Source organism: Chitinophaga sp., assembly GCF_039596455.1.
In the GTDB taxonomy this organism is placed as follows: domain Bacteria; phylum Bacteroidota; class Bacteroidia; order Chitinophagales; family Chitinophagaceae; genus Chitinophaga.
This window is the reverse complement of the sequence record NZ_JBCNJR010000009.1, coordinates 196,089-213,778: the sequence shown is the minus strand read 5'-3', so window position 1 is coordinate 213,778 and position 17,690 is coordinate 196,089. Positions and strand designations below refer to the sequence as shown.

At 52.9% G+C, this 17,690-nt stretch carries 13 protein-coding genes; 4 read left to right on the top strand and 9 right to left on the bottom strand.

Features of this window, described 5'->3' with window-relative positions; translation table 11 throughout:
- Positions 1-3: 3 nt before the first annotated feature.
- The 3 genes from ABDW36_RS22975 to ABDW36_RS22965 are packed head-to-tail and all read right to left on the bottom strand — an operon-like array spanning position 4 to position 5,939.
- Positions 4-1,470, bottom strand: coding sequence for a SusD/RagB family nutrient-binding outer membrane lipoprotein (locus tag ABDW36_RS22975; protein ID WP_343704277.1), 1,467 nt, complete (start codon positions 1,468-1,470; stop codon positions 4-6).
- Between the two features lie 20 nt (positions 1,471-1,490).
- Positions 1,491-4,952 (bottom strand): SusC/RagA family TonB-linked outer membrane protein, encoded by a 3,462-nt coding sequence (locus ABDW36_RS22970; RefSeq protein WP_343704276.1) that lies wholly within the window; start codon positions 4,950-4,952, stop codon positions 1,491-1,493.
- A 21-nt stretch (positions 4,953-4,973) separates the two neighbouring features.
- Positions 4,974-5,939: a FecR domain-containing protein gene (locus ABDW36_RS22965; protein WP_343704275.1), complete on the bottom strand. Its 966-nt coding sequence runs from the start codon at positions 5,937-5,939 to the stop codon at positions 4,974-4,976.
- Positions 5,940-6,060: 121 nt separating this feature from the next.
- Here ABDW36_RS22965 and ABDW36_RS22960 point away from each other — a divergent pair, with 121 nt between their 5' ends.
- Together ABDW36_RS22960 and ABDW36_RS22955 are read left to right on the top strand one after the other, a co-directional pair.
- On the top strand, positions 6,061-6,903 hold the full coding sequence (locus ABDW36_RS22960) for a helix-turn-helix domain-containing protein (RefSeq protein WP_343704274.1): 843 nt from the start codon (positions 6,061-6,063) through the stop codon (positions 6,901-6,903).
- A 15-nt stretch (positions 6,904-6,918) separates the two neighbouring features.
- Complete coding sequence (locus ABDW36_RS22955; protein WP_343704273.1) at positions 6,919-8,310, top strand: amidohydrolase; 1,392 nt, start codon at positions 6,919-6,921, stop codon at positions 8,308-8,310.
- Between the two features lie 42 nt (positions 8,311-8,352).
- On the opposite strand, the gene ABDW36_RS22950 is transcribed toward ABDW36_RS22955, so the two are convergent.
- The 3 genes from ABDW36_RS22950 to ABDW36_RS22940 all read right to left on the bottom strand — a co-directional run bounded on the left by ABDW36_RS22950 (position 8,353) and on the right by ABDW36_RS22940 (position 11,493).
- The gene (locus ABDW36_RS22950) at positions 8,353-8,946 is read right to left on the bottom strand and encodes an RNA polymerase sigma factor (protein ID WP_343704272.1); all 594 of its coding nucleotides are present in this window, start codon (positions 8,944-8,946) and stop codon (positions 8,353-8,355) included.
- A gap of 91 nt (positions 8,947-9,037) precedes the next feature.
- Complete coding sequence (locus tag ABDW36_RS22945) at positions 9,038-9,982, bottom strand: dihydrodipicolinate synthase family protein (RefSeq protein ID WP_343704271.1); 945 nt, start codon at positions 9,980-9,982, stop codon at positions 9,038-9,040.
- Between the two features lie 32 nt (positions 9,983-10,014).
- The gene (locus ABDW36_RS22940) at positions 10,015-11,493 is read right to left on the bottom strand and encodes a sodium:solute symporter (protein ID WP_343704270.1); all 1,479 of its coding nucleotides are present in this window, start codon (positions 11,491-11,493) and stop codon (positions 10,015-10,017) included.
- Positions 11,494-11,651: 158 nt separating this feature from the next.
- On the opposite strand from ABDW36_RS22940, the gene ABDW36_RS22935 reads away from it, so the two are divergent.
- Both ABDW36_RS22935 and ABDW36_RS22930 read left to right on the top strand, forming a co-directional pair.
- On the top strand, positions 11,652-12,530 hold the full coding sequence (locus ABDW36_RS22935) for an AraC family transcriptional regulator (RefSeq protein ID WP_343704269.1): 879 nt from the start codon (positions 11,652-11,654) through the stop codon (positions 12,528-12,530).
- A 76-nt stretch (positions 12,531-12,606) separates the two neighbouring features.
- Positions 12,607-15,255, top strand: coding sequence for a c-type cytochrome (locus tag ABDW36_RS22930; protein WP_343704268.1), 2,649 nt, complete (start codon positions 12,607-12,609; stop codon positions 15,253-15,255).
- 68 nt (positions 15,256-15,323) lie between these two features.
- On the opposite strand, the gene ABDW36_RS22925 is transcribed toward ABDW36_RS22930, so the two are convergent.
- From ABDW36_RS22925 to ABDW36_RS22915, 3 genes are all read right to left on the bottom strand, one after another.
- A complete protein-coding gene (locus tag ABDW36_RS22925; protein WP_343704267.1) occupies positions 15,324-16,157 on the bottom strand; it encodes a hypothetical protein in 834 nt (277 codons plus the stop codon).
- A gap of 33 nt (positions 16,158-16,190) precedes the next feature.
- Positions 16,191-17,198 carry a nucleoside hydrolase gene (locus ABDW36_RS22920; protein WP_343704266.1) on the bottom strand — a complete coding sequence of 336 codons (1,008 nt, stop codon included), beginning with the start codon at positions 17,196-17,198 and terminating at the stop codon, positions 16,191-16,193.
- Between the two features lie 143 nt (positions 17,199-17,341).
- Positions 17,342-17,548, bottom strand: a complete 207-nt coding sequence (locus tag ABDW36_RS22915) for a hypothetical protein (protein WP_343704265.1) — start codon at positions 17,546-17,548, stop codon at positions 17,342-17,344.
- Between the last annotated feature and the right edge of the window lie 142 nt (positions 17,549-17,690).

The following is a 17,690-nucleotide window of genomic DNA, read 5'->3' as shown; positions in this document are numbered from 1 at the left end:
ATGTTATTTCAGATACCACATCAGCGTGGTCTGTTTATCTTCTCCAAATACGGTGAGTGCTTTCTGGTATTGATCTTCGTTGTAAGACCTTTCTGTTTCAGGATAGATGTAGCGTTTGGGAATACCGCCCGGCGCCAGGGGCCCCAGCACAAATTTGGGAAAACCGGTGCGCCGGTAGTCAAACCAGGCCTCGGCCCCTTTCAGGAAACCGGCAATCCACTTCTGGCCTATCAGTTGCTCCAGCGTTCCGTTGTATTTCACCAGCGGCTGGTCAAAATAGCCTTCGTCATCTGCATCTTCCTCTACCCCATAATAACGCATGTTGGCCCTGATGCCTTTGTAATACATGCTTTCAGCCGTTTCACCGGCTACAGTGATCTTGCCTGCCTGCAGCGCTTCCGCCAGTATGAAGCATACTTCTGCATAGGTGAGCATGCTGGCTTTCACCATAGGGTGGAGGTTGCTGTTGAACATGGCGCTCAGCCGGGATATGTGAGGTGTGCCGCCATTGTAATCATATGGTGCGGGAACGGCGTTGGGAACACCCACGTACAGGTTGTGGTCAACGGTTCCTCCCGCGGGCTCGTCTACCGGTGCTATCCATACTTCCAGGCGGGGATCGTTCCTTTGCAGCAGCGCGTCTACAATTTCCTTGCTGGGCTTCCTTTTGTCAAACTCGGAGAAAGCATTGGCCAGCGGGGCGCCGGGCCAGGTATTGGCGCCTATGTCTCCCAGGTACTTTATTTCCGCGTTATCTGCATTGGATTCAAAAATGGGGTATTGCGTTTTGTTGTTCAGTATTTCCTGCATTTCTGTAAACGCCTGCGGGTAGGCTTTGGAGATACGCAGCAGCATACGCAGGCGCAGGGAGTTGGCAAACTTGCGCCAGGCCATCACGTTGCCGCCGTACATGGCGTCTGCTTTGTCATCTATGGCCTCCAGCTCTCCCGCCAGCATAGTGTTGGCTTCTTTCAGCTCGTTGAGCAGGGAAGGATAAATGTCCTTCTGCTGATCGTAAGACGGGTGCAAGATTCCTTCATCTTTAGACAGCAGGGCTTTTGAATAGGGCACATCTCCATACAGGTCGCTGAGATAGGCAAAATTGAATGCCTTGAGTATTTTGCCCAGTGCAACATACTGTTGTTCTTCACTTTCCACAGCGAGGTCCATCATGTTTTTGATGGTGGAAAGCTTGGAAAAAAGACCGTCCCAGTTTTGCGGGCCCCAGTCAAATTTATCGTTGCCTTCATTCCGCACCAGCGTAATGTAGCGGCCGGCGGAAGCAGGTTTGTCATAATATGCGTCTTTCTGGTAGTCGTACGCGGAAGCGATGAGTACCGTAGACAACAGGAACTGAGGATTTACCTTTTCGGACTGGTTAGGGTTCACGTTAATTTCTTCCAGCCCTTTTGCGCAGGAAAACAACGTGGCAATCAACAGTACCGGCCAATATTTATTCAAACGTTTCATAAGCGGAGATAGTTAATGTGTTAGAAATTAAACCCGAGCTTGAAACCGAAGGAACGCGTGTAAGGCATGCCCCAGCTGGTAACGCCTGGAGAGAACCGGCCGTTGGAAATGGTCATGGACGTTTCCGGGTCATATCCCTGTTCTGCCGCCGTCCAGGTAAACAGGTTGCGGGCAATCAGCGCAAAAGATACGTTGGAAACAGGCAGACGGCCCAATGCCTTCTGGTTCAGCAAATAGGTAAGTGACACTTCGCGCAGCTTCACGTAAGAGGCATCGAAGGTAGACCGGCTATTGTAATCCCAATAGTATTCACCGTAATAGTTTTCAGGGTCCGTCACTTTTGTGTTCAGCTTGTAACCACCCGCGCCATCTTCAATATACCCATGCAGAATCATACCGTCTGTACGCTCGTTGCCGTCGGCGTCCTTCCAGGCAATGCCACCGGTTTGCGGGTCGCGGCCGCGCAGCGTGGTGGTGGTGCGCCCATCGCTCAGCAGGTTCTTGGCCACGTAAGAATAAAATTCGCCGCCCTGCCGCCAGTCTATCAGCGCGTTCAAGGTAAAGTTCTTGAACCGGAAGGTATTGGTGATACCCACCATAAAGTCAGGGTTGTAGTTCCCGATCTTCATGTATTCATTCAGGCGCTGGTTGCTGCCGTCACTGTCAAGCAGCGGCTCACCCTTGTATGGGCCGTCTGGTACGGTAGCCCAGGTACGGGCATAAAAATCGCCCAGTTGCTGGCCCTCCCTGATTTCATATTGCACACCTTCCGCGCCTCCGTCGAGATAGCTGGTCAAACCATCCGTCAGCTTTATGATCTTGTTGCGGTTGCGGGTGAAGTTCACGTTCACGTCCCAGGTTAGGGCCCCTTGTACCGGCGTACCTGACAAGCCTATTTCAAAGCCCTGGTTCTGCACCTTGCCGGCGTTGATCAGCTTGGAGCTGTAGCCCGATGCCATAGTGGACGGTATGTTCACGATCTGGTTGCGGATCATGGTGTTGTAATAAGTGAAGTCGAATCCCAGCCTGCCGTTAAAGAAGCGCAGGTCTGTACCGAATTCATAGGAAGTGGCCATGAGCGGTTTCAGCAGATTGTTTTTCAAGCCGAACTGCATGTTGGCCCTTTTCACTTCTCCCCAATCCTGCCCGAAGCCATAGGTGTTGTACAACTGGTAAGGATCGGTATCATCACCTACCTGCGCCCAGTTGGCCCGAAGCTTTGCATAGCTGAGCGCGCCGGAGCTTACCTTGAGCATGTCTGACAGTATCAGGCTGAGGCTGGCCGAGGGATAGAAATAGGAATTATGAGACGTGGGCAGGGTGCTGCTCCAGTCATTCCGCGCCGTCAGGTCAAGAAATGCATAGTTCTTATACGCTATTTGTCCCATACCCAGCACGCTATTGATACGCTTACGCTGACGCCAAGAGTTGTTGAACACGGTACCGGCTTTGGCATTGGAAATGTTGTAAAGCCCCGGCATCACCAGGCTTTCAGATGACTGTACAGTGCTGGTGCCGCTTTGGTCCATGCGGTTGGCGCCGGCTGACACTGATACGAACCAGTCTGTGTTCAGGTTCTTTTTATACGTAAGCAGGAAGTCTGTGTTCTGTTCGCGGAAAGTTTCGGTTTCAACAGCGTAAGCGCCCGTAGGGTTGCGGATGGAGCCAAAGGGGCGCTTGCTTTCACGGAACTCGGAAAACATGTCGAGGCCCGTTCTCGCCATCAGCGAAAGGTCTTTGGTAATATCTATGTTTACGGTTACGTTTCCTGTAAGGCGATCCCTGTCATAAGCATTGATGAACTGGTAAGCCACAAAATACGGGTTGTCCATATCCCCGGGCAGATGCGTGAACTGCTCCAGCCCTTCCTTGCCGGGCATCCAGTAGTTGCGCAGCTTTTTGATGTTCACATTGGGAGTAGTGGTATATACAATGTTACCTACACTGCCGCGGTTAAACGTGGGGCGGTTGCCGCTTTTGTTCTTCGTATAGCCTACGTTGGTGCTCACCCTTACTTTGGAGCTGAGGTTGTAGCCCGCGGCCACATTCAGCGTATTACGCTTCAAGTCTGTATTGGGAATAATTCCCTCGTTCATGAGGTTGGTGTAGGAAAGACGGAAGTGCCCGTCTTTGTTATTGCCGGTAATGGCAATGTTATTGGTGAGGGTAACACCTGTTCTATAAAAATCTTTGTGCCGGTTGGGATAAGATACCCAGTCTGTAGGAATAGGGTTGCCGTTGGCATCCAGCGGGCTATCCCACTGAATGTGCTTGGTACCGATGTCCATCCTGGGGCCCCATGTGGCGGGCGAAATGGTTTCATTTGAACCGGGCCTGTCTCCCGCCCCAAACTCGTTTTGGAAGTTGGGGAAAAGCCATGCCTGGTCAAACATGGCGCTGGAGTTGACACTCACGCCCAATCCCTTTTTGGCGCCGCTGCCTGATTTGGTGGTAATGAGCACCACGCCGTTGATGGCCCGGCTGCCGTACAGCGCTGAAGCGCTGGCGCCTTTCAGTACGGTAACACTGGCAATATCATCGGGATTGATATCAGAAGCAGTGCTGCCATAGTCTACCACAGACTGGCCCACCGGCTGCCTCGGGTTGCGTACCGCGCCGGCAATGGGCACCCCGTCTACCACATACAGCGGCTGGTTCTTGGAGGCGTCCCCAAAACGGCTTTGCCCGCGGATATTTACCAGTACGGTAGCGCCTGGATCAGAGCTGGTAGCCCTTACGTTCACGCCGGTCACCTTGCCGGAGAGCGAATTCACAACATTCACATCTTTTACGGTGGCGATCTTTTCAGCGTCCAGCGTAGCAATGGAATAACCCAGCGCCTTCTCCTGCCGCTTGATCCCCAACGCCGTCACTACCACCCCTTCCAGGCTCCGCACATCCTGCGAAAGTCTTATGGCAAGGTTGCCATTCCCGGCGGCCACTTCCCTGGTCACAAAACCTACGGAGCTGAACACAAGAATGGAATTGGCGCCGGCCACGCGGATGTTGAAGCGGCCGTTGCCGTCTGTAGCGGTACCATTGCTGGTGCCTTTTTCCTGAACGCTCACACCGGGTATGCCCTGCCCCTGGTCGTCCGTTACCTGGCCTCTTACCGCCAGGTCAACCACTTTGGGCGCAGCTGCTTTCGGCTCTGCGGCAGCGGCCCGCGGGCGGATGGCGTAAGCCCCCTCTCCCAGCTTCACCGCGGTGAGGCCCACGGGCGGCAGCATCCGGTCCAGCTGCTGCTCCAGGTCTCCGGCGCTGCTGGCGGCTACGTACTTGTTGGCTATCTGTTCATAATTATAACTGAAATGCACCTTGAAGCGGGCTTCGAGGCCGGTGAGCACCTTCAGCAGTGCCACCTTGCCGGCGCTTCTCTCAGCGCCGCGCACAAACGTTCCCTGTGCCTGCAAGGCCAGTGGACCGCACAAAACCAACATCACCAGAAATGGAGCGATAAACTTTGTAAAGCTCTTTTGCATAACGGTAGTTTTTAAATAATCTTATTCAATAACGATGGTTGAATCTCGCTGCTTTACTGTTACGCCATGCACTTCCCGCATGGCAGAGAACAGCAGGCCTATCTGGTTATCGGGATAAGTGCCGGTGAGCCGCAGGTCTTTTGCAGCGGTTTTCCGGAACTGTACGGTATAGCCATAAGTATCTTCCAGCATGTCTGCAATGGATGAAAGCGGTTCGTTCTCAAATACCAGCTGGTGGTCTTTCCAGGCCAGGAACCTGGCCGGGTTTACCTTCCGGCGCTCGCTCCCTGCGGAAGAAACGGTCACCAGGTCTCCCGGTGTCATATCCATATCGTTCATCTTCACCTTGCCTTCTTCCAGCACCACGGTTACCGCGCCCCGCCGGTTATGCACGTTAAAGGCTGTTCCCAGCACTTCCATGCTGGCCAGTGGCGTACGCACCCTGAATTTGGGGTGCAGGCCGGAAGGTTGGGAGGTGACCTTAAAAAAGGCCTCCCCGTTCAACATCACCTCCCTTTCTCGGGAGGCTGACCAGGATTTTTGATAATGCAGGCTGGAGTTGGCATTCAGCATCACCCGCGAGCCGTCTGGCAGCACAACTTCCCTGGTTTCAGCAAATGCGGTGGTTATGGTAACGGTGTCTGATGAAGATGGCCACAGGAAAAGCAGCCCTAATATCAATGAGGCCGCCGCCGCTGATATAACATACATCAGCCGCCGCCGCGCAGTGGAGTTATTTTTTTTAGCCTGGTCAAGCGCCTGGTCAATATTGCTCATAACTGCTTCCATTTCAGCCGGGTCAACTTCCGTTGAATGAAAACGCAGGGCCAGCACCAGCTCCCTGGCGGTTGCAATGGCCTGTGCCTTGTCTGGGTTGGCGGCCTGCCAGCCGGCCCAGAACTCTTGGTTACTGCCGTGCTGCACCCAGGCCTGGAAAGAGGTGTCCGCAACAAAATCCGCAGCTTCAAATTGCCTGTAATTCGTCATATTGCTCGTGTATCTGTATATAGGAGGCAACAGATAGGTGAAATACCCTCAGGGAATGCCCCTTTTTTTATAAAAAACTTACCTTTCCACATACTTGTTAAAATGACATGAATATTTATTTATGGAACCGCTAATTCCCGTCATCAGCCTTCATGGTTTCAGGGAAGGCCAGGAAGCAGGAAGAGAGGAGCTGCTGTTTAATTACCTGTATGGTGAAAAACATATCGATCACCCACACAAGCACGATTTTTTTGTTATTGTGCTGTTTGAGCAGGCGCAGGGCGTACATACCATAGATTCAGTAGATCACCGGGTGGGCAACCGCCAGATACACATCCTGTTTCCGGGCCAGGTACATACGTGGGACATCAAAAGCGGGTCTGTAGGCTACCAGCTGATGATAGAAAAAGCATTCCTGGAGCAGTTTGCGCCTTACTTCCGTTTTTCATTCACCAATTACCAGAACCATCCTGTCATTCAGCTGACGGAAAGCGCTTTCAGGCTGCTGCATTATGAATTTAACGCCATCCGTGACGAGCTGAAAGCGCAAAACTCCCTCCGGCAGCTGATCAGTGCGCGGGCGGCGGTAATTGCTGCCATTGTGAGCAAGGAAGCTGAAAATGCCTTCGCGGAATTCAGGGTATACCAGTCTAACCCCAGGCTGGCCACCTTCAATCTGCTTATAGATAAATTCTTCAAGGAGCAGAAGCTGGTGGCCTTTTATGCGGAACAGCTGCATATCTCCGCCAATTACCTGAACATCCTTTGCAAAAAGCACCTGAAAGTATCCGCCACGCAGCTCATACAGCAACGGGTATGCACAGAGGCCAAGCGGCTGCTCCAGGGCACCAGCCTGTCCATTAAGGAAATTGCCTTCCAACTGGGCTTTGCAGACCATGCCTATTTCTCCAACTTCTTCAAAAGCCAGACCGGCCTCACCCCTACCGCCTTCCGGGAAAAGTGATAAATCTTACAAGGAATGGCAGAAATACCGCACGCATTCCATGCGGCAGGCGGCGTACTTTTGCAAACAATAACAAGCAACAGCATGAACCAGCCCGCCATATCACGTAAAGACTTTCTTAAAAACTCCACCCTCGGACTTGCAGGACTAACATTGGTACCGGATGCGCTCAACGCGCAGTCCCAAAAGAAACATGTAACGAGCGGGACCAGCTACACGCTGAAGAACGTTCGCCTGGAAACCGGCTTTGAGTATGAGAACGATGAAGTGATTGCCACCAGAACGGGGCTTTTTTCCATTGACATTGAAAACGGCAAAATAAAGCAAATCAGCGCCGGCCAGCCGCCCGCTAAGGCTATTGATGCCGGGGGCATGCTTATGCTCCCTTCGTTCAGGGACATGCACATCCACCTGGATAAAACCTTTTACGGCGGCCCCTGGCAAGCGGTCAGGAAAAGAACAGGCGGCGTAAAGGGAATGATAGCCCTGGAGCAAAAGATTCTGCCTGACATGCTGAAAACCTCCACTTTCAGGGCGGAGAAACTGATAGAGCTGCTGCAGTCAAAGGGCACCTCTTTTGCCCGCAGCCATGTCAACATTGAGCCAACATCGCGGCTGGCATCTCTCAAAAACCTCCAGACAGCCCTGGAGAACAGGAAAAACACGTTTGGCGCTGAACTGGTAGCATTCCCGCAGCATGGGGTGTTCTATACAGATACCGTACCCTTCTTGAAAGAAGCCGCCAAATCCGGCATAGACTTCATCGGCGGGTTAGATCCCTACACCATAGACGGAGCCATTGAAAAGACGATTGACTTTACTGTACAATTGGCCCTGGACAATGGCAAAGGCATAGACATCCACCTGCACGAATCGGGCGAGTCCGGCCTGAAAACCGTGGAATACCTGATCAGCAAGGTGAACGAAAACCCTGCCTTGAAAGGGAAAACCTACCTGAGCCACTGCTTTGTGCTGGGCAGGCTGGATAAACCTAAACAGGAAGAAATAGCGGAAAAGCTGAGTGCCGCGCAGATAGGCATTGCATCCACCATACCTTTCGGCGGTCTCATCATGCCCATTCCCACCTTGTTAAAGCACAATGTGAAAGTATTGACGGGGAACGACAGCATTATAGACCACTGGAACACTTTCGGCACAGGCAGCGTGCTGGCAAAAGCCAACCTGGCGGCGCAGCTATACGGCTATAGCACGGAGTTCGGCTTGTCAAGAATGCTAAAGCTGGCAACAGCCGGGCCGGTGCCTTTAGATGACAATGGGGTACAGCAATGGCCTAAAGCGGGTGACGATGCAGACCTGGTGCTGGTAGACGCCAGTTGCTCTGCCGAAGCCGTTGCACGTATTCCCGCAGTCAAATCACTTGTATACAAAGGCAAAATCGTTTTCTGAGTGCATACGCACTAACACATACCCATCAAAAAAATGACGCCGTCAATGCCCTGCCAGCAGGTGGCCGTCTTTTTCCAGCACGGCCTTTAACTCTGTAATAGCCCTGTACACCAGCGTTCTGGCGTATTTCACTTCTTTCATCTGCATAATGCCGGCTATTTCATCATAGCTCATGCTTTCATAAAAGCGGAGGTAGATAGCTTCTTTCTGCCGGTCTGTTAACAGGTAAAGGCTGCGCTGCAGCTGGCGCGCCGTTCTTTCTTCATGCTGGCGGTTGATGAGGAGGTTTTCCGCGGAAAGCTCAAGACTGAAATCATAGGCCTCTGCGTGCAGGGTCTCGCCGGCATGGCGCGTTTCCTTCCCAAGCCTGCGCACCAGCTCCCGGCGGGCAGATACCAGCAGGTAACTTTTGGGGCGCTCCGGCACGGCGAGCGTTTGCCGTTTGAGGTAAAGTTGCGTAAAAAAATCCTGCAGCACGTCTTTTACCAGCGGGCGGTTATCCGTGAACCGGATGCAGTACCGGAACAGCAGCGGGAAATACCGCCGGTACACTTCGCCAAAAGCATCCCGGTCACCCTCCCGGAGCTTTGTCCAGAGCGTGTGTTCATCTTGTAGCGGAATATGCAAGTTGGTCATATGCAGCAAGGATTAGGGAATAGCAATCGGCGTTCCAAACTACAAACAAAAAATCACCCGGCAATACTTCCCGCGCAGGAATAACGATGAATTAATGGTACGCAGCCGCCTCCGTTGCCACCTCCCTGATGTTGAGGCGTTTACACCACCTCCTGAAATCCTGGTAAATATTATTGAGCACTTCCTTCTGCTCCGGCGTCAGCTCCAGCACGTGGGCGCGACTGATGGTGCGCACCGGCAGCCCGCGCAGCTGCAGGAAGTACTTGGCGCTCATCGGGTAAGCAATGTGTATCAGCGGGTCTACACGCTGCAGCTCCGCCTGTATCCAGGCCACGTCTTCCTGCCTGTCAGGATCATTGGCGTGCTGGCACAGCCATACCAGTATTTCCGGGTAAAAGTTGCCGGAAATGGAAGACATGCCCGCCGCTCCCATCTGCAAAGACGCTACCGCGTTGGGCGTATGCGCATCATAGAACTCCAGCTTGCTGCCCGCGGCAATGGCCAGCTTCTGCCGCACGCTGTCTACGTTGCAAGACGTGTCTTTATGATAGTTCAGCCGGTTGGTGTCCAGCAGCCGTTTTAATATCTCCGGGGAAATAATGCGTTTGTAAGGCGCGGGACATTCATAGAGGCCCAGCGGTATATCACCCGTAAGGGTGAAGAGCTGGTGGAAGCGCTCCCATAATATGTCATCAGGCTCATCAACATGCGCAAAATGGCCGGTGATCAGTATCACGGAATCTATGCCCGTATCTGCTATCTTTTTAACGAACTCCGCCTTGTCTTCAATGGTGAGGCCGAAGGAGCCCGTGGCCACTATGGGCACACGGCCGTTCACGTAATTCACCACATGCCGTGTCAGCTCCAGCCGCTCATCTTCACTGATGCTGTACATTTCCGAAGAAAGACAATTAGCGAAAAAACCCTTCACGCCGGCGGCCAGGTAAAAGTCGATCAGATTCTCCACCACCCCGAAATCTATTTTCGCTTTCAGGTTGTAGGGGGTTATCATCACAGGCACAAACTTCTTTTGCATAAATAGCCGTTTTATGATTAAATGGTACAAATTCATGTTTTCACCAGCGCCCGCTTCAGCCGCGTAAACAGTGTGCCTGCCAGGAAAATGGACAGGGTGCCCACCACAATGACCATGTTCACATGCATGGGACTTTTGAGGTGCTGCCAGCTTTGGGGAAGGTATTTGGATAAAGACATCCACAGTATCACCACTATGCCGATCAATGTAGCCGCCACTGCTTCCGTATTCTTTGCCCTGGATACCACACCCAGCAAAAACAGCCCCAGCATGCCGCCGGCAAAGATGCCGGAAAGCTCCCACCAGATGTCCAGCACGCTCTTCACCCCTATCATGGCCATACCAAAACCGATGGCGATGATGCCGGTGAGCGTGGTGGTGATGTAAAGCACCTTCATTTCTTTTTTCGGCCCCGGCGCGGGGTTGATATAACGCTGGTAAATGTCTTTCAGGAATACCGTAGCAGAGCTGTTCATACCACTGGAAACGGTGCTCATGGCGGCGGAGAGAATAGCCGCAATAATGAGGCCCACCAGCCCTTTCGGCACTTTGGCCACCATGAAGTAAGGCAGTATCTTGTCTCCATAGTCTGCCGGCGTCAGCGAATCAACCGGTACGTTCCGCTCCAGCGCTACCTGCTGCTTCACCGCCAGCAACAATTCCGGCTGCTGCTGGAAGTAGGCGTACAGCGCGGTGCCGATGAAAAAGAACGCCAGGGACACGGGCACATACCAGTACACGCACAGCCATATGCTGCGGGAAGCTTCTTTTTCACTGCGGGCGGCGTGGTAGCGCTGCACGTAGTTCTGGTCCATGCCGAAGTTGTTAAGGTTGATGAAAAAGCCGTACAGGAATACCACCCAGAAGGTAGAGGTGCTGAGGTCAGTGATGTTAAAACTGCCCAGCGCAAACTTGTGGTCTGCCGCCCCTATCCGGATAATATCTCCAGGCCCGTTTTTCATTTCAAAGAGAATGATGCCAAGTATAATGAGTGCTCCCGCCGTTTTGACGAGGCCCTGTATCACTTCCGTCCAGATCACTGCTTCCATGCCGCCTAGCACAGTATATACAATAATACAGGCGCCGGTGACGATCATGATGGTTTTCATGTCCAGCCCGGTTAAGGCCTGCAAGGCCAGCGCCACTCCAAAAAAGATGGAGCCCATCCGCGCCAGCTGCGTCAATATAAAACACACCATGGCGTATGTTCTGGCCCAGGCCCCGAAGCGGTGCTCCAGGTGCGTGTAGGCGCTCACTTCCCCGCTCTTGCGGTAGAATGGTACAAAGTACCGGCTGGCTATGTAGGCCGCCAGCGGCATAGACAGGCTGAATACAAAAGCGTTCCAGTTACTGCCGAATGCTTTGCCGGGCACGCCCAGGAACGTATTGCTGCTTAAAAAAGTAGCATACAGGGAAAGGCCCAGCGCCCAGCCCGGTATTGTTCCTGACGCTGTAGTGAACTGCGCCGCATTTTTGTTTTTCCTCGAAAAATACACCCCAACCAGAACCATACTGACGAGGTAAATGAAAATAACCAGTAAATCAATTAAAGGCAGATGGCTCATAGTCGTTGAAAGTGTCACGCGGAATATGAATGCGAAGTTTGCCAAAAATAATCACCCGCGCAATGTTTAATGTTATGAAAAGAATAGCTTAAATTACTGTAATTATGACAAATTCTCCCGCCTTCCAGCAAACCAACTGGATATTACCGCCGCAGCTGCAAAAGAAACTGGAGAAACATCCGCTGGGCAAAAACCTCTATATCACCGAAATGGTATTTTCCCCGGAAAACAGCCCCCGTAGCTGGCAGCAGCCAAAAGGCAACCCGAACTACACCTTGTTATACTGCGCCCACGGCAAGGGCTGGTACGATGCAGGGCGTCGTATTCCTGTCAAGACCAACCAGTTTGTGATCATATCAAAAAAAACGGCCTTTTCAGCGGGGGCCGATCCCAAAAATCCCTGGCGGCTGTATACCATCCAGTTCAACGGCCTGCTGGCAGACGAGATCTACGCTTACCTCTCCACAGACAAAAAAGGCGCACCGCGTACCGTGCCGCCCCTGGTTGGGCGCATTGCGCAGTTTGATGACATTCATCACCACCTGGACCTGATGAACAATATCGAGAACCTGCTGTACGCCAACTTCCGTTTTTACAGTTTTCTGGGCACCTTCCGCCTCACGGTGTTCAACTATATGAAAAAGGGCGCGGACAATATTATTGAAAGAAGCATCCTTATCATGAAACAACACCTGCACACGCAACTCACGCTGGCAGACCTGGCCCGTGAAACACAATTGTCAGCCTCCTACCTCTCCGCCCTGTTCAAGGAAAAAACACGGTACTCGCCCATACAGCTTTTCACCTCTCTTAAAATACAGAAAGCCAGCCAGCTGCTGAAAGAAACCAGGCTGAGCATCAAACAGATTGCGCAGGATATGGGGTATACAGACCAATACAGCTTCTCCCGCTCCTTCAAGCTGGTGATGGGCACCTCCCCCAAACAGTTCCGCGAAGAAAGATATTTACGCCGCCCCCTATAAAAAACAAATCTTAAAGCGTATTTTATACCCGCATTTTTTATGAGCATCCACGTAAACAGCACTTTAACATCAAACTATGCTTAGACCGTTATCTGTAATGGCCCTGGTAGCCGTTACCATGGCCGCCTGTACCACACAGCCCAAAAAGACCGGGCCCCTAGATCCAAAGGTGGAGAAACTGAAACTGCCTGACAACTTTACCGCAGAGCACTTGTACAGTCCCGGTGACAGCATGCAGGGCTCCTGGGTATCCATGACCTTTGACCCGAAAGGCCGCATGATCGTTTCAGACCAGTTCGGTTACCTCTACCGCGTAACCATACCCGCCATTGGGGACACTACCACCAAACTCAGCACAGAACGGCTGAAGATCGGTACGGACACCTCTTCCAAAGTATCCATGGGTTACGCGCAAGGCCTGCTGTATGCCTTCAACAGCCTGTATGTGATGGTAAACCATAACAAGGACGAGAAGTTCAACCAGGGCAGCGGTCTGTACCGCCTGCAGGATACGGACGGAGACGACCAGTTTGACAAGATCACCCTGATCAAGGAGCTGAAAGGCGAAGGCGAGCACGGCCCGCACAGCATTATTTTCAGTCCCGATAAAAAATCACTCTATGTAGTGGCCGGCAACTTCACCCGCATACCGGAAATGAACAGCTACCGCAGCCGACCCACAGACAGCATAGATAACCTGCTGCCCATGATCAAAGACCCCGGTGGTCACGACAGGATCGTGAACTCCCACGGCGGCTGGGTGGCCCATATAGATTCTACCGGTTCCAACTGGGAGCTGATCAGCTCAGGCTTCCGCAACCCCTTCGATATTGCGTTCAATGAATCAGGAGACTTGTTCACGTATGATTCCGATATGGAATGGGACTTCGGCATGCCCTGGTACCGCCCTACCCGCATCTGCCATGTAACCAGCGGCAGCGAGTTCGGCTGGCGGCCCGGCACGGCCAAATGGTCTCCCAACTACCCGGACAATCTGCCCGCTATCCTGAACATTGGCCAGGGTTCCCCCACCAACGTAGTATCAGGCAGAGATGCCCGCTTCCCCGAAAAATACCGCAAAGCCATTTATGCGTTTGACTGGAGCTTCGGCATCATCTACGCCGTACACCTGGAGCCGGACGGCGCCAGCTATAAAGCCACCGCGGAAGAATTCCTTTCCGGCGCTCCCCTGCCGCTGACAGATGGTGTAATTGGCCCTGACGGCGCCATGTACTTCCTCACCGGCGGCCGCCGCCTGGAATCAGACCTGTACCGTGTATACTATAAAGACAATACCGCAGATAACAGTCCCCTCAAAGCCCCCGCCCTCACAGACGCGCAACAGGTACGCCGCAGGCTGGAGCAATACCATGGCGGCCCCCGCGCCGGCGCCGTAGATGTGGCCTGGCCCTATTTGAAGCATGAAGACCGTTTTATCCGCTTTGCCGCCCGCATAGCGCTGGAAAACCAGCCCGTAGCCGAATGGCAGGGCCGCGCACTGGCGGAAACAGACCCGGTTACCATCATACAAACCGGCATTGCCCTGGCCCGCCAGGGTACCCCCGTGCTCAAAGACAGCATCTTCAACCGCCTGCTCACAGTAGACTATGGCAAGCTCAGCGCCGCCCAGCAAATAGACCTGCTGCGCGCCGCCGAACTGGTAATGACCCGCATGGGCAAACCCGATACTGCGCAGCAGGCCCGGCTCATTGCCTACCTCAACCCCCATTACCCCGCCGCCAACAATGCCCTCAACCGCTCCCTGAGCAAACTGCTGGTGTACCTCAACGCGCCTGACGCCGTGTCTAAAACCATGGCCCTGATGGCGAAAGCCGTAGATGACAAGGAAGAGCAAAAAACCGCCACTTCCTCCGAAGACCTCATCATGCGCAACCCCCAGTACGGACTTGATATTGCGGACATGCTGGCCAAAATGCCGCCCATGCAGCAAACCTGGTACGCTACCGTGCTGAGCCAGGCCCAAACCGGCTGGACGCCGGAGTTGCAGGAAACCTACTTTAAATGGTTTGCCAACGCCTTCGGCTTCAAAGGCGGCCGCAGCTTCATCGGTTTCCTTGACATGGCCCGCAAGAACGCGCTGGCCCTGCTGCCGAAAAACGACTTTGCCCATTTCAACAGCATCTCCGGAGATTCCCTGGTGAAAAACGGCCGCAACAGCCTCACAGCCGGCTATCCTCAACCGAAAGGCCCAGGAAGAAGGTGGAAGCTGGAAGAAGCCGTAGCCGTGATAGACAGCGGCCTCAGCAACCGTAACTACGAACAGGGCAAAGCCATGTTTGCCGTTACCCTCTGCAGCTCCTGCCACACCATGCGCGGCGAAGGCGGCACCGCTGGCCCCGACCTTACGCAGCTGGGTACCCGCTTTACCACCAAAGACATCCTGGAAGCGATCATAGACCCCAGCAAAACGGTATCTGACCAATACGCCGCCACCGTGTTCACCATGAAAGACGGTAGCTCTGTACTGGGCAGAATGGTGAATGACGATGGCAAGAAATACTATATTTCCCAGAACCCTTTCTCCCCGCAAACGCTGCGCGAGCTGGAGAAAGACCAGGTAACTGGCACCAAACTGTCCAAGGTGTCTGTGATGTTGCCGGGGCTGATCAACCGGTTGAATGCCGAAGAGCTGAGAGATTTGATGGCTTACCTGAAGGCCGGTGGAAACCCGCAGGATACGGTATTTCAGCAGAAGAAGAAATAAGCGTTTAGTTCATAAAAAAGGGAGGCTTGCATCATGATGCAAGCCTCCCTTTTTTATGAACCCTTCTCTTAAAAAGCCTTATAGACCCTGATGATCCTTTTGGTATTGACGATCAACATGCTGTCATTTTTCTCCGGGAAGCGGCACTGCATCCTGTGCCGGAACAGTGCCGAATAAAGCAGGCCGGTGCCTGTATCTGCCCGCAAATACCGCGTCAGCCGGCCAGATGCCAGCACGTTCCGCTGCAATAATACATTCTCTTCCTCCGCATGCTCCATGGCAATGTTGACAATGACAGAATCTGCCAGCACCTGGGTACTGTTTTTAGTTACATGGATGGAAACAGGCCTGTCAAGCCCCTTTACCGTATCTATTTCCTTCAGCAGGTAGCTGCCTGCATCCGCCATAAAAAAGCTGCTGATCATTTTTTTTACCGTGTTACTGTCGAGGTAAAACCGGGCCGCCGATGAGCGGGCAAGCGCCGCATCCTGCCGGATACGGTCTGCCAGGCTATTGTAATTCAGCAACGCCACCGGCCCGCCTTTGCCCCCGCCGGTAAATTCCAGCGGTACATCCCTGAACGCCCTGATGAGCCGTTTGTTCACGTGGTTGGAGTCCTGGAGCCGTTCGGTACTGAAATAAGAAAGCGTGCGCTGGTTCTGTTTCTTCTGGTAAGATTGCAGGAACAGCTCACACTTCATCACGCCGTTGGGCGAAGGGGTGATTTTGAACCACTGGTTTTCCGCCGTCAAAGTGGAATCATTTCCGCGCACCATGGTAAAAACCTCTGTGTGCGCAAAGCGGATAACCGGTCCATTGCGGCCGCTGTTTTCCGGTTGTGCGCAACCCAGCAGGCAGAGGGCGGCAACATATGGCAGGGATTTGTATAACGGAGTAAACATCAGGTATTAAAATAAACAAATTCCGCCAGCCGGTCAATACTTCCCGCCCACCGTTTCCTCAAACCGAGCCAGAACCGGCTTGATCTTCGCCTCATCCAGCAGCATGATACGATGCTTGCCACCGCCGCCTTCACTGAACGTGCTCTTCCCGTCCGCCTCAATGCGGATGGTACCCGGCGCAGACTCCCGGAAGAATTGTTTCCCCGGTTCTATGGCCTGCAATACGCTTGTGAGGTCCCAGGTTTCCCGGTTGTACGGCATTTTTTTGTAGTGGAAATAAGCGTTCACCAGCGGGTGCTCCCAGAGCTGCGGGTAATAGCGGAACAGCGAACGCGCGGGGAAATGCAGGCGGGAACCTACCTCCCATCCGCTGGCAATGATCTGCCCCGGCCATTGCTCAAACACGGTACGGGCCGCTGCAATATCTTTCACTACATTATACTCCGGGAAGGGCTTGGTGCCAAACATACCCGCCATCATATACAGCGCCTTCACCTTTTTAGCCACCAGCTCCCGGCCGCCCAGCGGCGAGAACTCATCCGCACCGGATTGCAGCAGGCGTGCAATATTGGTGGAGAAGCCCACTACGATCATGATCACAGATCCGTCTGCCGCGGCGGCCAACACCTTGCGCTGCAATTTGTAAGCTTCCGGTACTTTTTCTGCCAGTGTGGAGTCATAGGTAAAGAAGGCCCTGCCTTCCTCCGTATATTTCACCGTTTGCATATTATACCCGCCTGCCTCCGGCGTAGGGCCATTGTTGCCTACATAGCCCAGCGGAATATGCCCCAGGCCATAGGTGCGGTTCATCAGGTCTGTGAAGGTAACCGCGTAAGGATGGCCTTTGCTGATGGTAACCGCCTTCAGGTCTATTTTGCGTGCCTTGTGATAGGTATACAGCATGGAAAGCGCCAATACATCGTCCGTATCATTGCCCATGTCCGTATCAAAGATGACCGGGGCCGGTTTTGTTTGTGCGTGTAGGGGCACATTGGTGAGCAGCAGGGAGGCTGCAAGAGTTACGTGGAAAATTGGTTTCATTGTCGGGTTTATAGGTTTGGACTAAAATGGATACTATCCTTAAAGTTCGTTGTCAAATTTTTGTACAAAAACCGGAAAAAATCCGATTTAAGGCCAAAAATTTAACACAAATGGCAGAAAATGACTTTCCAATGCCGCGGCAATTATAATTTAAACTTCCAGCCTTTTGCTGCCAATGCTTCCTTCAACAGATTCACCCCTTTAGGCCCCATACCATGCAGACCCGCCACCTCTTTCTCTGTAACAGTAGTTAATTGTTTGAGGCTGGTAAGGCGGGCCGTAGCCAATGCACGCAAGGCAGGTTGCGAAAGGCCTTGCGGAAAATCTCCTATATCTGTAATTTTCTTCATGCTTCAATTTCGGGATTTTGGAGCTTAAAACCAACTGGCAACGCAGTCATCCCCATTAGCAAAAACACTTCAAACCAGCTACAGCAAAGGATTAACCAGTTTGGCATGGTTTCTGCAAGTACCTGGCCGGATGTGATAAATC

Excerpts from the sequence above, each read along its gene's own strand:
- ABDW36_RS22975 (WP_343704277.1), bottom strand. The coding sequence starts at position 1,470 with ATGAAACGTTTGAATAAATATTGGCCGGTACTGTTGATTGCCACGTTG.
- ABDW36_RS22970 (WP_343704276.1), bottom strand. The coding sequence starts at position 4,952 with ATGCAAAAGAGCTTTACAAAGTTTATCGCTCCATTTCTGGTGATGTTG.
- ABDW36_RS22965 (WP_343704275.1), bottom strand. The coding sequence starts at position 5,939 with ATGACGAATTACAGGCAATTTGAAGCTGCGGATTTTGTTGCGGACACC.
- ABDW36_RS22960 (WP_343704274.1), top strand. The coding sequence starts at position 6,061 with ATGGAACCGCTAATTCCCGTCATCAGCCTTCATGGTTTCAGGGAAGGC.
- ABDW36_RS22955 (WP_343704273.1), top strand. The coding sequence starts at position 6,919 with ATGGCAGAAATACCGCACGCATTCCATGCGGCAGGCGGCGTACTTTTG.
- ABDW36_RS22950 (WP_343704272.1), bottom strand. The coding sequence starts at position 8,946 with ATGACCAACTTGCATATTCCGCTACAAGATGAACACACGCTCTGGACA.
- ABDW36_RS22945 (WP_343704271.1), bottom strand. The coding sequence starts at position 9,982 with ATGCAAAAGAAGTTTGTGCCTGTGATGATAACCCCCTACAACCTGAAA.
- ABDW36_RS22940 (WP_343704270.1), bottom strand. The coding sequence starts at position 11,493 with ATGGTTCTGGTTGGGGTGTATTTTTCGAGGAAAAACAAAAATGCGGCG.
- ABDW36_RS22935 (WP_343704269.1), top strand. The coding sequence starts at position 11,652 with ATGACAAATTCTCCCGCCTTCCAGCAAACCAACTGGATATTACCGCCG.
- ABDW36_RS22930 (WP_343704268.1), top strand. The coding sequence starts at position 12,607 with ATGCTTAGACCGTTATCTGTAATGGCCCTGGTAGCCGTTACCATGGCC.
- ABDW36_RS22925 (WP_343704267.1), bottom strand. The coding sequence starts at position 16,157 with ATGTTTACTCCGTTATACAAATCCCTGCCATATGTTGCCGCCCTCTGC.
- ABDW36_RS22920 (WP_343704266.1), bottom strand. The coding sequence starts at position 17,198 with ATGAAACCAATTTTCCACGTAACTCTTGCAGCCTCCCTGCTGCTCACC.
- ABDW36_RS22915 (WP_343704265.1), bottom strand. The coding sequence starts at position 17,548 with ATGAAGAAAATTACAGATATAGGAGATTTTCCGCAAGGCCTTTCGCAA.